We start from the raw sequence: 12,775 nt of genomic DNA on the forward strand, positions 1-12,775 counted from the left end.
CCGATGATCAGGATGACCGGGAGGCTTCGATGTCCAGGACGACCCGGCCCCTGGCCGCGCTGTGTTCGGTCAGTTCGTGGGCCTGTGCGATCTCCGCCAACGGCAACCGGGCGGCGATCGGGTAGCGCAGGTCACCGGCGACCAGCGCGGCTGTCAGGTCGGCCGCGGCAGCCTCGTTCGCCGGCTCCGGAAAGTCGTCGTTGCTGAGGAACCGGACCGTGATGTTCTTGAAGCCGAGCGGCCAGTACGGGATACGTGGCTCGGCCGCACCGGTGGCGTAGGTGGCGATCACACCGCCGTACCGGAGGATTTCCAGGTCGGTCGCGATGTTGGCGTCGAAGGCAAGCGCGGCCACGCGGTCGATCGGTTCCCCACCGGTGTGTTCGAGGATCCGGGCGGCCACGTCGTCGCCGGTGGTGTCTACCGCGTGGTGCGCTCCTGCGGCCAGCGCCTGTTCGACCTGGTCCGGGGTGCGAACTGTCGCGATCACGGTGGCGCCGCCCCGGCGGGCCACCGCCAACGCGGCCCGGCCGACCGCGCCGAGAGCTCCGGTGACGACTACCCGCTGGCCGGTCACCGGCCCGTCGGCGAAGATCGCCCGGTGGGCGGTGATGCCCGGGATGCCGAGCCCGGCCGCCTGCTCGTACGGCACGCCGGCAGGCAGCGTCACCGCGTGCCGGGCGGGCACCACGGTGTATTCGGCGGCGGTGCCGAACGGCCGGTACGACTGGGCGAGGTACACCCAGACCCGCTCGCCGATCCGTGCCGGATCGACGCCCGGTCCGACGGCGTCGGTCACCCCGGCGCCGTCCCCGTGCGGTACGACGCGGGGGAAGGGCATCGTCGAGCCCCACCAGCCCTGGCGTTTGCCGAGGTCGCCGACGTGGATCCCGGAGACCGAGACCCGGACCCGGACCTCGCCCTCACCCGGCCGCGGCTCGGGCAACTCACCGACCTGGAGCACCTCACGCGCCGGGCCCTGCCGGTCGTACCAGGCCGCGCGCATCACGCACTCACCGTATCGGTGGTGGTGCCCTCCTCGACGCTGATCACCGTGTCGATCAGCGCGAAGAACGCCTGGATGCCGGGCCGGTTGCCGCCCCGGCGCCGGGACTCGGCGAAGTCCTCGGGGGAACGCCAGAAGACGACGTCCAACCATTCGTCGGCGCTCAGCCAGATCAGTTGCGCGCCGAGGAAGCCGGCGCGATCGCTCTGGAAGTCGCGCAGCATCGCCGGTCGCGCGGCCAGCAGGGCGTCAGCGCGTGCCGCGGGCACGCGGAGACGGGTGATTTCTACGGTCCTCATCGCTCCTCGATCCTTTCGGGTACGGACCAGAACATAGTCAGGATTCGTGACTGTCACAAATGATGACCATCACATCTTCGTAGTAACCTGCCCTGTGTGGGCGTGGGCGGCCGGCCAGGTCCGGACGCCGGTTTCGATCGGCGCCCGGTCCCGCCAGGGGTCGCGGCCGGCGGGAGTCGGATCCTGACGGCCGGGGTTGGGAGAGGGCGGATGAAGCGCAGCGTGCGCAAGCGGCAGGACCCTGATCTGGGCGTACTCGCCGCGAAGCTGTTCTTCGGCCTGCAGGAGGAACTGTTCCGCCGAAGCGCCGAGGAGGGCTTCGACGACATCACGCCCCGACACGGCGCCGTCCTGGCGTACCTGGATGAGGACGGGATCCGACCCAGTGAACTCGCGCACCTGTCTGGCCGGCACAAGCAGACCATCGGCACCATCGTCGACGAGCTGGAGAAACTCGGTTACCTACGGCGTGAGGCGGATCCCGCCGACCGGCGCGCAAAACTCATCATGCCCACGGAGCGTGGCCGCACGCTGATGCGCTACTCCGACATGGTGGTCGCCGAGATCGAGGCCCGGCATGCCGCGCTGCTCGGGGCGGAACGGTACGGGCAGTTCAAGAACACCCTGCGGGCGATCGCGACCGCGCCGCCGGCGACTCCGGCAGCGACCAGCTCGGCGACGTGACCAGCGCCGGCCACCGCGGACGCGTGACCCGACAACCAGGGTCACCACGGTTCGGGGGTCCGGTGTGGCGCCGGGTATGGGGGCGGCGTCGAGACGCCGCACGCACACACCTGCCGATGTCAGCGCGTAGCGGTTTGCCTGGCGGCGTCGTAGGTGTGCCGTGACTGCTCGACCTCGCCGAGGTGGGTGGCAGCCCATTCGGTCAGATGGGCGAAGAGCGGGCCGAGGCTGGCCCCGAGTTCGGTGATCTCGTATTCGACCCGCGGTGGCACCTCGGGATGGTACGTACGTGCCACGAGACCGTCACGCTCAAGCTGCCGCAGCCGCTGGGTGAGCACTTTCGGGGTGATCGTGGACAGGCGCCGTTCCAGCTCGACGAACCGTTGCCGGCCGTACTCATGCAGCGCCCACAGGATCGGCGTCGTCCACCGACTGAACACGATGTCCACGACGGGGGCGATCGGGCAGGCCAGCTCCGGATCGGCGGACACCGGCGCCTGCCACTTCGCCTGACTCTGCGCCATCTGCGGCTCCGCTCGGGTAGTCACTTTCTTCTAGGTACCTACTATACCGGCGTTGCTACGGTCCCCCGCAGACGTCGCCGCACCGCAGCTACGCGGGCACGACGACGCGAGGTCGCGCCAGCCGGAGGCGACCCCTGCACAAGAGGGAGACTGATCATGATCGTCGTAACAGGCGCCACGGGCAACGTCGGTCGTTCGCTGCTGAAGACACTCGCGCGTACCACTGCGGTGACCGCGGTGTCACGCGGACAACTGCCGGTCGACCTTCCTGAGGGCGTGCGATACCAGCAGGCCGATCTGGCCCAGCCGGAGAGCCTCCGGCCCGCGGTGGCCGGCGCTCACACGCTGTTCCTCCTGGTCGCCGGCGCCGGCGCCCACCTGGACGTGCACCAGATCCTCAAGGTGAGCCAGGCCGGTGGGATCGAACGGGTGGTGCTGCTGTCGTCGCAGGCGGCTGGAACACGCCCGCAGTCGGTGTCACACGCACCGCTGCGCGAGATCGAGCGGGCAGCCGAGAACTCCGGCCTGGCCTGGACGATCCTGCGGCCGGGAGGGTTCGCTTCCAACGCGTACGCCTGGGCCGAGTCGGTCCGTGCCCACCGGACGGTCGCCGCACCGTTCGGCGACGTCGGTCTGCCGCTCATCGATCCGGACGACATCGCCGACGTGGCCGCCACCGTCCTGCAGGATGACGCACACTCCGGCCACCTCTACGAACTGACCGGACCGGCCCTCAGCACACCGCGGCAACGCGCCGCCGACCTCGCCGCCGCGCTCGCCGAACCGATCCACTTCGTCGGACAGACACGCGATGAGGCACGTGCACAGATGCTGCAGTTCATGCCCGAGCCCGTCGTCGACGGCACACTGTCCATCCTCGGCGAACCAACGCCGGCGGAGCAGCGCATCAGCCCTCAGGTCCAGCAGCTGCTCGGCCGGCCCCCGCGCACCTTCGCACACTGGATCGAACGCCACGTCGACGCGTTCCGCTGACAACCCGGCACCGGAATGGCCGCAGCGCCGGGAGCCACCCAGCCGCGCGCGATCCGTGGGTCCGGCTGCCCCTCGGCCGTACGCTGGCCGATGTGCCACCCGGCGAGCGGTGAGTGGTGCCGGCCTGCGGCGGCCCGCAACCCGGCCGAAGGGACCCGAGAAGGGCGGTCGAGCATGGGCGGATAGGAGCGGCCTGGGTCAGGGCCGTCGAGCCGTCGCTGAGGGCACCACGTCACATCTCAGGTGGCCAGCTCGTCCTGTGAGCGGACAACCACGAAGGAGCGCTATGTTCGCCGCTTACATCACGGTCACCATCGTCGCCGCGGTCTTCAACGGCATCGCGGCCGTCACCTACCTGATCGGCCACGACTATCCAAAGGCCCAGGCGGACATGAAGCGCGTGCCCCGATCGTGGGTACCGGTGCTGGGCATGTTGCTGGCGGCGGGCTCTCTGGGGCTGCTGGCCGGGCTCGCGGTGCCACTGCTGGGGACGCTCGCCGCCGCTGGACTCGTGCTGTACTTCATCGGCGCGCTCGTTGCGCATCTGCGAGTGGGTTCTCGTCAGCTCGTGGGGTGGGCCGTGTTCTTCTCGACGGCGGTGGCCGCGCTGGCCGTGAACCTGGCCTACCGCTGGTGATCCGACCCCGCTCCGCTGCTCACGATCCGGGGTTGACCCGCCTGAAAGACCGAGCGCGGGCGGCGCAGAGCGTGTCAGGATGCTCGGCGTGTCCGGTCGCGCCCTGAGCTTCGGAGCCGTGGCGGAGGCGTACGAACGGTTTCGGCCCGGCTATCCCGTGGCCATGCTCGCCGAGCTGCGGAAGCACGTGCCGGCGAACGTCAAGACCGTGCATGCCGCGTTCGAGGACCTGCGGACAGGTGGAAGCTATGGGCTGGTCTATGTGGCAGCGGCGCTGATTTGGACGAGCCCGGAGGGCCGATGGCCGCGCATGGCACGGTCGAGCTTGCCGCCGACATCATCGTTCACCTCGCGCGTCTGAAGCGGCCCGGGCATCGTCACGACTGCCCGCCGGCGCAGCAGCCGTCCGCGCAGCCCGGGGCTTGACCGCCGGCAGGGTCGGCGGGCAGGGGCGCGCAGTCGTCGCAGTGCTCCCCGCGCCAGGCTGCCACGCCTTCCTTCACGGCGACCCCGGCGATGACCAGTGCGGCGATCGGGTCGGCCCACGACCAGCCGAAGGCGGCGTTGAGGACCAGGCCGACGAGCAGCACCGCCGAGAGGTACGTGCACAGCAGGGTCTGCGTCGAGTCGGCCAGGACCGTTGCCGAGCCGAGTTCCCGACCGGTGCGGCGTTTTGCGCGTACGAGCAGCGGCATCACGATCAGCGACGCGACGGCGATCCCGATCCCGAGCGGGCTGGAGTCCGCGTCCCCGCCGGACAGCAGCGAGCGGCCGGCGTCGAAGGCCACCCAGGCGGCCAGGGCGAAGAACGACATCCCGATCAGTCGCAGCGCCAGCCGCTCCCGGTCCTCGGGCACCTGTGCGCGGAACTGCCAGATGAGCACGGTGGCACTGGATACCTCGACGAACGAGTCCAGACCGAAGCCGATCAGCGCCGTGGAGGAGGCCGCGGCGCCGGCGGCGATGGCGACCAGGCCCTCCAAGAGGTTGTAACCGGCGGTGGCGTAGGCCAGCCACAGGCTGCGTCGGGACAGCACCGCCCGCCGTTGCGGGGTCAGCACCGACACGCTCACGCGCGGACCCGCACCGACGGGCCGGCGGGCGCGCCGTAGACCGGGCAGAGGGCGACCGTCTCGCCGGTGGCGGCGAGGAGTTGTTCCGCTGAGCGCAGCAGATCCAGCAGCTCCGGCCGGGTGAGTGCGTAGAACGACTGTCGACCCTCGACCCGGTAGTCGATCAGGCCGCAGTCCCGTAGACACGCCAGGTGCTTCGACACCGTCGACTGCGCCAGCCCCAACTCGCCGGTCAGGTCCACGACCCGCGCCTCTCCGCCCGCGAGTCGTTGCAGGATGGCCAGCCGGGTCGGGTCACCGAGAGACCGGAACAACGCCACAGCCGGAGTCAGCCCAGGATCACAACCAATCGCCACAGCGCGATGATAGCGCCGACGCCGCATCATTCGCAGCTCGGGATCGTCCGGCACCCTGTCAGCGACCGGGTGAGGAGCAGGCGACGAGGTGTCGGCCTGTGCTGTTACTTTGCCGGCCGTGGATGATCAGCTGACGTGGATCGACCGGATCATCGAGGTGACCGGATGGCGCCAGGAGCCTGAGAGCGCCGTCGGCTGGGAGCAGGTGGAGGCCGAGCTCGGTGTCGCCCTGCCGTCGGACTTCAAGCAACTGTGTCGGCGGTTCGTGCCGGGGTCGTTCTACGCGTACCTGGATCTGCTGCGGCCGGCCGCCGGGCACAGTTCGCGGCAACTGCTTGCGGCCTGGGCCTTCTGCCGGAACGAGTCCTTCGCGGGTGTGTACGCCCCGTACGGGATCTATGGACCAGACAAGGGATCGGGCCTGATCCAGTGGGGTGACGACCAGGTCGAGGGGCAGTACTACTGGCTGGCGGACCGTTCGGTGGAGCCCGACCGGTGGCCTGTGGTCGCTCAGAAGTACGGCGGCGATCCGTGGCATCGGTTCGACATGCCGACGACGGAGTTCGTCTACCGGATGATCGCGGACACCGAGTTCGAGCCGTTCACAGTGGCCGACCCGAAGCGTCGAGCCTTCTACCTGCCGTACTGGCAGACGATCTCGGGCGTCGAGCAGTGGGATGCCCTCACCAATCCGGACCGGGAGAGCTAGCCTTCCACGCGCCGAAGAGCGCCCACCGACGTGCCAGCCAACACCGGGGCGGGGCGGGACGATGCTGAATGCTCAATGGCCGGACCGCAGCCTTTCACTGATACGTACTTCGATCGACATGATCGTCAGGGACGGTTGTCATTCCCCTGACGAGAGGCCCCCACCATGTCGAGCACCGCACCCACCGCCCGCCGCCGAAGCCTGCGGCGCCCGGCTGCCGCCACCGTCGCCGCCGCCCTCGCCGGAGCCTGCCTGGCCGTGGTGATCGGGCAGCCGGCTTCCGCCACGCCGCCCGGCATCCCGTCGAAGGCGACCGCACAGTCGCAGCTCAACGCGCTGACCGTCGCCTCGCAGGGCTCGACGAGTGGCTACTCGCGGGACCTGTTCCCGCACTGGATCACGGCCAGCGGCAGCTGCAACACCCGCGAGCAGGTCCTCAAGCGCGACGGCACCTCGGTCGTGGTCGACAGCTCGTGCGCGGCGACCTCCGGCCGCTGGTACAGCCCCTACGACGGCGCCACCTGGACCGCCGCCTCCGACGTCGACATCGACCACGTCGTGCCGCTGGCCGAGGCGTGGCGTTCGGGCGCCAACTCCTGGACCACCAGCCGCCGGCAGAGCTTCGCCAATGATCTCACCCGCCCGCAGCTGATCGCGGTGACCGACAACGTGAACCAGTCCAAGGGGGACCAGGACCCGTCGACGTGGCAGCCGTCGCTGTCGTCGTACCGGTGCACCTACAGCAAGATGTGGATCACCGTGAAGTACAACTGGAGCCTGACCCTGCAGTCCTCGGAGAAGTCCGCCCTGCAGAGCATGCTCGACACCTGCGGCTCCTGAGGGCCGTACCCCGACGCCCGGCCGGACTGCCCAGCGGGCACCGCCGGCCGGGCGCTGCGGTGCGGTGCAGATGCGTTCAGCAGCTCATCGCGCACCGCGGGGGGCGTTGATCAGACCTGGACGAGGTCGCGGGTGGGCAGCGGACCTCCGGGAAACTGCTGCAGGGCCCCGCCGGTCGCCAGCGCGCCCAGGTGCTGGCCGAACTCGCTTTGCTCAAACTTCCCTGGGAATGAGGCCCGCCTCGGCGAACTGACTGTCGTCACACCTCCGAGCAACCGGTGGCCGGCAAGAGCCACCTGGACGTCTCGGTCGAGACGGGCGCGTCCGCCGGAAGCCGCGGTCGCCACGCGCGGAAGCGTCCTCAGGCCGGCTTGCGCTGGGCTCTGACGACCAGGTCCTGGATGCTCATCCCTGTCGAGCCGTGCCCGACCTGGCGGGTCCGGGACTCCGCCACGTCGATGCGCCACAACTCCGTGCTCAGCGAACCTGTCACCGCGTCGAGACCGATCGAGGCCCGCTCGGGGGCGTGGGCCGCCGAGTGCTCATCGCCGGGAGCGTGCCCGACGATGAGCAGCGTTCCGCCTGGGGCGACGGCCTGGGCCAGTCGGGCAACGAACTCGCTGAAGGGCATGGTGGGGTGGACGTACTGGCTGACCACCAGGTCGTACTGCTTCGGCGGTTCCCAGGTCGTCAGGTCGGCCACCAGCCAGGAGACGCGCGAGGCGATGTCAGGTTCCTGGTGTGCCGCGAGGTCCCTGGCGTCGCTGACGGCTGTCGTCGAGACGTCGACCGCCGTCACCTGCCAGCCTTGCCGGGCGAGCCAGAGCGCGTCGGCTCCACGCCCGCAGCCCGCGTCCAGCACCGACCCGACGGGAAAGCCGGTGAGCTCGGCCACCAGCTGAGGGCTCGGCGAGCCGTGTTTCACCGCGTGCTCCTGGTAGTGCTGCTCCCACCATTGCGGGCCGAACGCGGGGTGCTCCGCGTGCGGCGATCCCTGCTGGCCGTGAAGCTGGTTCATCGCTCGACTCCTGCTGACGTTGTGCGAAGGACAGGGGGCAGCTGTCTCAGCTCCACGGTAGGGTCTGCTTCGGTTGTGGCAAGGGTCTTTGCGATTTCGGCAAGAAGCCGGGTATCGTGGCGGCCATGTCCCAGGTCGATCTCTCAGATGTCGTTCGTCAACGCATCCGCGGACTGCGCCAGGCGCGCGGATGGAGCCTCGACTCGCTCGCCGCTCGATGCCACATCGGCGCGTCGACGCTGAGCCGGATCGAGACGGGTCACCGCCGCATCGACCTCGACCAGCTCGTCGCGCTCGCCCATGCGCTGGACACCACGATCGATCATCTCGTGGAGCCCATCGATGACGCCGACGTGATCATCCGGCCGGTACGGCATCAGGAGGTCGGTCTGACCACCTGGGTGCTGTCGCGCGACGCGGCTCAGCACGGTGGCCGCCTGGTGGCCAAGATGCGGATCACTCCCGAACGGCGCACCGGTCCGGGGGGTCTGGCCGTCCATCCCGGCTGGGAGTGGTTCACCGTGCTCAGCGGCACCGCCGTGCTCTACCTCGGCGAGCGCCGGCTGACGGTCGGTCCGGGTGAGGCGGCGGAGTTCTCCACCATGATCCCGCATTCCATCGGCGCGCTGGGCGGGCCGGTCGAGATCCTCACGATGTTCGACCAGGACGGGGAGCGGGCGCACGCCGAGTCGTCCGGGGCGGCGCCCAGCACGGAGTGACTGGCACCAGCCCTTCATTCTTGCTGTCATCGCAAGTGGAGCCGGACCACAGGCGCAGGAGCTGATCCGAGCCGCCCAGGAATCGTTCGTCGACGGCTGGCAGCAAGCCATGTGGGCGGGCGTCGGCATCATGACGATCCTGCTGGCCTACGTTCTTGCGCGCGGTCCCAGGCGCACCCCACCCGCGTGAGCCACCTCCGGCCGAGCCGTTCGCCAACGCCCACCGACAAGATGACCGACGTTTTTCGGACGGCGATGTCGAGAACCGGTGGCCGGCTCCGTCCCCGGTGTGAGCGCGACGAGAATGGGTCGCAACCAGCACCGAGGAGAACACGATGGCCAAGTACCTGCTGCTGAAGCACTACCGCGGCGCTCCGGCTGCGGTCAACGACGTGCCCATGGACCAGTGGGCGCCGGAGGAGATCTCGGCGCACGTGCAGTACATGAACGACTTCGCGGCCCGGCTCGAGACCACCGGCGAGTTCGTCGACGGTCAGGCCCTCGCCCCCGAGGGGACGTTCGTCCGGTACGACGGCGAGGGGCGCCCGCCGGTCACCGACGGCCCGTTCGCCGAGACCAAGGACCTCATCGCCGGCTGGATGGTGATCGACGTCGACAGCTACGAGCGTGCCGTCGAACTGGCCGGGGAGCTGTCGGCCGCTCCCGGCGCGGGTGGGAAGCCGATCCACGAGTGGCTCGAGCTGCGCCCGTTCCTGACTGCGTCGCCCACCATCACGGAGTGCCACTGACGTGAACGAGCTCCTGCTCCGGAGCCTCATGCCGAGCGTGCTCGGCATCCTCGTCCGCCGCGGAGTCGACTTCGCGGCGGCCGAGGATGCCGTGCAGGACGCGTTGGTCGAGGCGGTCCGCGTCTGGCCGGCCGACCCGCCGCGAGATGCGAAGGGCTGGCTGGTCAGCGTCGCCTGGCGGCGCTTCATCGACGCGACCCGGTCGGATGCCGCCCGCCGCCGGCGCGAGGACCTCGTCGACGAGGAGCCGGCACCCGGGCCCACGCCCGCGGTGGACGACACGCTTCAGCTCTACTTCCTGTGCGCCCACCCGTCGCTGACGCCGTCGTCCGCGGTCGCGCTCACGCTGCGCGCCGTCGGCGGGCTGACCACCCGCCAGATCGCTCAGGCCTACCTGGTGCCCGAGGCGACCATGGCACAGCGCATCAGCCGGGCCAAGCGCACCGTCTCCGGGGTGCGGTTCGACCAGCCCGGCGACGTCGCCACCGTGCTGCGCGTGCTCTACCTGGTCTTCAACGAGGGCTACTCCGGCGACGTCGACCTGGCCGCCGAAGCCATCCGGCTCACCCGGCAACTCGCGGCCGCGATCGACCACCCCGAGGTGGCGGGGCTGCTCGCCCTCATGCTGCTGCACCACGCTCGGCGCGTCACCCGGACCGCGCCGGACGGCAGCCTGGTGCCGCTCGCCGAGCAGGATCGTGGCCGATGGGACACCACGTCGATCGCCGAGGGCGTCGAGATCCTGCAGGCCGCCCTCGCCCGCGACCGACTGGGCGAGTTCCAGGCCCAGGCCGCCATCGCGGCGCTGCACGCCGACGCGCCCACCGCGGAGGAAACGGATTGGGTGCAGATCGTCGAGTGGTACGACGAACTCGCGCGCCTGACCGACAGTCCGGTCGTCCGGCTCAACCGCGCGGTGGCCGTCGGCGAGGCCGACGGACCGCGCGCCGGGCTGGCGGCGCTCGCGGCGCTGGACGACGCGGTGCCCCGCCACACGGCGGTGGCGGCGTATCTTCACGAGCGCGACGGCGACCTGGCGACGGCGGCACGGCTGTACGCCGAGGCGGCCCGAAAGGCCGCCAACCTCGCCGAGCGCGACCACCTGACCCGCCAGGCCGCCCGGCTCAACGCCCGCCGGGGCCGCTGACCCGTCCCGCTCGGATTTCCCGCAGCTCCTGGTGCGGCCACGGCCGTCAGCCCACCGCGAGCAGGCCCTACCGGCCTGGTCAGTGCTCGCTCTCCGGATGGCCTTCCTGACTGGCGGGGATGAGGCGATCGGGTGCCGGCGGAAAGTCGCGTTGTCCGGCGTCGAGGTCGGTGAGGTCTCCGGCGGCGTTGATCAGACCGATGTGGGAGAAGGCCTGGGGAAAGTTGCCCAGCTGTTCACCGCTGCGCGGGTCGATCTGCTCGGCGAGCAGACCCAGGTCGTTGGCCTGGGCGGTCAGTCGCTCGAAGAGTTGGCCGGCCCGGTCGCGCTCACCGGCCAACGCGAGGCAGCTGATCAGCCAGAACGAGCAGATGACGAAGCCGGCGGGGTCGCCCTCCCAGCGACGCAGCAGGCCATGGTGGGACAGCCGCTCCTCGACCATCCGAATCGTGGACCGCATCCTCGGGTCGGTCGCCGGCAGGAAGCCGACCAGCGGCATGAGCAGGACCGACGCATCCAGGTCGTCGCTGTCGAAGGCACCCGTGTAGGCCGCCACCCGCTCGCTCCAACCCCGGCTGAGCACGGCGCGTCGTACCTTGTCCCGGGCCGTCGTCCAGCGGGCGATGTCCTCCTGCGAGCCGAGCCGGGCACCAAAGCGGACAGCCCGGTCCAGCGCCGTCCAGCACTGCACCTTCGACGACACGTAATGGCGCTCGACGTCACGGGCCTCCCACATCCCCGCGTCGGGCAGGTGCCAGTCCCGCGCGGCCCGTTCGGTCATCGCCCAGAACACGTCCCGGAAATCCGGCGGTATCGGGTCGAGGTGCTCTCGCATCAGCCAGGCCGCGCTCAGTGCCTCACCGTGTACGTCGTTCTGACGTTGCCGCCAGGCGTCGTTGCCGACCATCACCGGGCGGCTGTTCGCGTAGCCGGCCAGGTGGTCGAGGTGATGTTCGGTGAGGTCCCGCTCTCCTTCGACGCCGTACATGATCGGCACGATGCCCTCGGCCATCCCCATCGACCGTGCCAGCCACCCCACCTGCCGGGTGATCTCGTCGGTACATGCCACTCGCCAGAGCGCGTCCAGGGTGAAGCTGAAGTCGCGGATCCAGACGTAGCGGTAGTCATAGTTCCGCGCCCCGCCCAGCTCCTCGGGCAGCGACATGGTCGGAGCGGCCACCACCGCCCCGCTGGGCCGGTAGGTCATGCCTTGCACCACCAGCGCGCTGCGCCGCACCTGCTCCCGGTAGAGACCCTGGTAGTCGTGCAGGCCGAGCCACGACCGCCAGCCCGCCGCCGCATCGTCGATGACCTGTTCGGCATCCAACACCGCCGGCGGTCCGGCGTTGTACGCCGGTGCGTACGCGAGGGTGAAACCGTGGGTTTCCCCGGCCCGTACCGTGAACGATCCGAACGCCTCGCCGCCCTCGGCGGACAGCGGAATGCTGGTACGCAGATTCAGCCGGGCCGCCGCGGCGGCGGCGACCAACGCGTCGTCCTGCCACACCAGCTGGGCGGTCATCCGGCCGTACTCGAACCGCGGCCGATAGTGCAACCGCATCGGGACCTCGCCCGTGAGCCCTCGCACCACCCGAGCCAGCACTCGCGGCGAGTGCAGACCGACGTCATGGCCGCGTGCACCCGGCTCCAAGGCCAGCGCGTCGGTGATCGCCACACTGCCGGTGGCGGTACTGAAGACGGTGCGAAGCACCAGCGAGTCGACCAGATAGGCACGTTCGGTCCGGAACGCGCCCTCGGGACGGATCTCCCAGTGCCCGGCGTCGTCGTCGAGCAGCCGGGCGAACACCGCCGGAGCGTCGAACCGTGCCGGGCACCACCAGTTCACCGAACCCCCGCGGTCCACCAACGCGGCGCTGCGACCATCCGCCAGGAACCCGTGGTCCGCGATCCGCCCCGATCCCATGCGACGGACTACCCGAACGGAACTCACTGACACGTTTCGCCCCGGCACCGACCGGGAGCCGACGTCGTGCGGCACCGGGGACGCGCCCTATGAACTC

General features: G+C 70.2%; 16 protein-coding genes. 9 read left to right on the forward strand and 7 right to left on the reverse strand.

Features of this window, described 5'->3' with window-relative positions:
* Positions 1-7 precede the first annotated feature (7 nt).
* Together AB0C04_RS27835 and AB0C04_RS27840 are read right to left on the reverse strand one after the other, a co-directional pair.
* Positions 8-1,006, reverse strand: coding sequence for an NADPH:quinone reductase (locus tag AB0C04_RS27835; RefSeq protein ID WP_357060171.1), 999 nt, complete (start codon positions 1,004-1,006; stop codon positions 8-10).
* Positions 1,006-1,305: a hypothetical protein gene (locus AB0C04_RS27840; RefSeq protein ID WP_357060040.1), complete on the reverse strand. Its 300-nt coding sequence runs from the start codon at positions 1,303-1,305 to the stop codon at positions 1,006-1,008. Before AB0C04_RS27840 ends, AB0C04_RS27835 begins: the two co-directional genes overlap by 1 nt.
* A gap of 210 nt (positions 1,306-1,515) precedes the next feature.
* On the opposite strand from AB0C04_RS27840, the gene AB0C04_RS27845 reads away from it, so the two are divergent.
* Complete coding sequence (locus AB0C04_RS27845) at positions 1,516-1,989, forward strand: MarR family transcriptional regulator (RefSeq protein ID WP_357060043.1); 474 nt, start codon at positions 1,516-1,518, stop codon at positions 1,987-1,989.
* Positions 1,990-2,108: 119 nt separating this feature from the next.
* On the opposite strand, the gene AB0C04_RS27850 is transcribed toward AB0C04_RS27845, so the two are convergent.
* Positions 2,109-2,513 (reverse strand): helix-turn-helix domain-containing protein, encoded by a 405-nt coding sequence (locus AB0C04_RS27850; RefSeq protein WP_357060046.1) that lies wholly within the window; start codon positions 2,511-2,513, stop codon positions 2,109-2,111.
* A gap of 156 nt (positions 2,514-2,669) precedes the next feature.
* Here AB0C04_RS27850 and AB0C04_RS27855 point away from each other — a divergent pair, with 156 nt between their 5' ends.
* From AB0C04_RS27855 to AB0C04_RS27865, 3 genes are all read left to right on the forward strand, one after another.
* Entirely contained in the window at positions 2,670-3,506 is an 837-nt protein-coding gene (locus tag AB0C04_RS27855) for an NAD(P)H-binding protein (protein WP_357060049.1), read from the forward strand.
* Positions 3,507-3,792: 286 nt separating this feature from the next.
* Positions 3,793-4,143, forward strand: a complete 351-nt coding sequence (locus tag AB0C04_RS27860) for a DoxX family protein (RefSeq protein WP_357060052.1) — start codon at positions 3,793-3,795, stop codon at positions 4,141-4,143.
* Positions 4,144-4,222: 79 nt separating this feature from the next.
* Complete coding sequence (locus AB0C04_RS27865; RefSeq protein ID WP_357060055.1) at positions 4,223-4,504, forward strand: hypothetical protein; 282 nt, start codon at positions 4,223-4,225, stop codon at positions 4,502-4,504.
* Between the two features lie 16 nt (positions 4,505-4,520).
* Here AB0C04_RS27865 and AB0C04_RS27870 read toward each other — a convergent pair whose 3' ends face one another.
* Positions 4,521-5,216, reverse strand: coding sequence for a cation transporter (locus AB0C04_RS27870; protein WP_357060059.1), 696 nt, complete (start codon positions 5,214-5,216; stop codon positions 4,521-4,523).
* Entirely contained in the window at positions 5,213-5,599 is a 387-nt protein-coding gene (locus tag AB0C04_RS27875) for a metalloregulator ArsR/SmtB family transcription factor (protein ID WP_357060173.1), read from the reverse strand. Before AB0C04_RS27875 ends, AB0C04_RS27870 begins: the two co-directional genes overlap by 4 nt.
* Before the next feature lie 91 nt (positions 5,600-5,690).
* On the opposite strand from AB0C04_RS27875, the gene AB0C04_RS27880 reads away from it, so the two are divergent.
* The gene (locus AB0C04_RS27880; RefSeq protein ID WP_357060062.1) at positions 5,691-6,281 is read left to right on the forward strand and encodes a hypothetical protein; all 591 of its coding nucleotides are present in this window, start codon (positions 5,691-5,693) and stop codon (positions 6,279-6,281) included.
* A gap of 165 nt (positions 6,282-6,446) precedes the next feature.
* A complete protein-coding gene (locus AB0C04_RS27885) occupies positions 6,447-7,121 on the forward strand; it encodes a DUF1524 domain-containing protein (protein WP_357060065.1) in 675 nt (224 codons plus the stop codon).
* A 361-nt stretch (positions 7,122-7,482) separates the two neighbouring features.
* On the opposite strand, the gene AB0C04_RS27890 is transcribed toward AB0C04_RS27885, so the two are convergent.
* Positions 7,483-8,139: a class I SAM-dependent methyltransferase gene (locus tag AB0C04_RS27890; RefSeq protein WP_357060067.1), complete on the reverse strand. Its 657-nt coding sequence runs from the start codon at positions 8,137-8,139 to the stop codon at positions 7,483-7,485.
* 125 nt (positions 8,140-8,264) lie between these two features.
* On the opposite strand from AB0C04_RS27890, the gene AB0C04_RS27895 reads away from it, so the two are divergent.
* The 3 genes from AB0C04_RS27895 (at position 8,265) to AB0C04_RS27905 (ending at position 10,754) form a co-directional block, all read left to right on the forward strand.
* Positions 8,265-8,858: an XRE family transcriptional regulator gene (locus tag AB0C04_RS27895; RefSeq protein ID WP_357060069.1), complete on the forward strand. Its 594-nt coding sequence runs from the start codon at positions 8,265-8,267 to the stop codon at positions 8,856-8,858.
* A 335-nt stretch (positions 8,859-9,193) separates the two neighbouring features.
* A complete protein-coding gene (locus tag AB0C04_RS27900) occupies positions 9,194-9,607 on the forward strand; it encodes a YciI family protein (RefSeq protein WP_357060071.1) in 414 nt (137 codons plus the stop codon).
* 1 nt (position 9,608) lies between these two features.
* Positions 9,609-10,754, forward strand: coding sequence for a DUF6596 domain-containing protein (locus AB0C04_RS27905; protein WP_357060073.1), 1,146 nt, complete (start codon positions 9,609-9,611; stop codon positions 10,752-10,754).
* Positions 10,755-10,833: 79 nt separating this feature from the next.
* Here the strand turns inward: AB0C04_RS27905 and AB0C04_RS27910 are convergent, their stop codons facing one another.
* Complete coding sequence (locus AB0C04_RS27910; RefSeq protein WP_357060076.1) at positions 10,834-12,678, reverse strand: glycoside hydrolase family 15 protein; 1,845 nt, start codon at positions 12,676-12,678, stop codon at positions 10,834-10,836.
* Positions 12,679-12,775 lie beyond the last annotated feature (97 nt).

Origin of the sequence: Micromonospora sp. NPDC048909, from assembly GCF_040649635.1 — a bacterium.
Classification (GTDB): domain Bacteria; phylum Actinomycetota; class Actinomycetes; order Mycobacteriales; family Micromonosporaceae; genus Micromonospora.

Coding starts and splice junctions, on each gene's coding strand:
- AB0C04_RS27835 (WP_357060171.1), bottom strand. CDS start 1,006: ATGCGCGCGGCCTGGTACGACCGGCAGGGCCCGGCGCGTGAGGTGCTC.
- AB0C04_RS27840 (WP_357060040.1), bottom strand. CDS start 1,305: ATGAGGACCGTAGAAATCACCCGTCTCCGCGTGCCCGCGGCACGCGCT.
- AB0C04_RS27845 (WP_357060043.1), top strand. CDS start 1,516: ATGAAGCGCAGCGTGCGCAAGCGGCAGGACCCTGATCTGGGCGTACTC.
- AB0C04_RS27850 (WP_357060046.1), bottom strand. CDS start 2,513: ATGGCGCAGAGTCAGGCGAAGTGGCAGGCGCCGGTGTCCGCCGATCCG.
- AB0C04_RS27855 (WP_357060049.1), top strand. CDS start 2,670: ATGATCGTCGTAACAGGCGCCACGGGCAACGTCGGTCGTTCGCTGCTG.
- AB0C04_RS27860 (WP_357060052.1), top strand. CDS start 3,793: ATGTTCGCCGCTTACATCACGGTCACCATCGTCGCCGCGGTCTTCAAC.
- AB0C04_RS27865 (WP_357060055.1), top strand. CDS start 4,223: ATGCTCGGCGTGTCCGGTCGCGCCCTGAGCTTCGGAGCCGTGGCGGAG.
- AB0C04_RS27875 (WP_357060173.1), bottom strand. CDS start 5,599: ATGCGGCGTCGGCGCTATCATCGCGCTGTGGCGATTGGTTGTGATCCT.
- AB0C04_RS27885 (WP_357060065.1), top strand. CDS start 6,447: ATGTCGAGCACCGCACCCACCGCCCGCCGCCGAAGCCTGCGGCGCCCG.
- AB0C04_RS27890 (WP_357060067.1), bottom strand. CDS start 8,139: ATGAACCAGCTTCACGGCCAGCAGGGATCGCCGCACGCGGAGCACCCC.
- AB0C04_RS27895 (WP_357060069.1), top strand. CDS start 8,265: ATGTCCCAGGTCGATCTCTCAGATGTCGTTCGTCAACGCATCCGCGGA.
- AB0C04_RS27900 (WP_357060071.1), top strand. CDS start 9,194: ATGGCCAAGTACCTGCTGCTGAAGCACTACCGCGGCGCTCCGGCTGCG.
- AB0C04_RS27910 (WP_357060076.1), bottom strand. CDS start 12,678: ATGGGATCGGGGCGGATCGCGGACCACGGGTTCCTGGCGGATGGTCGC.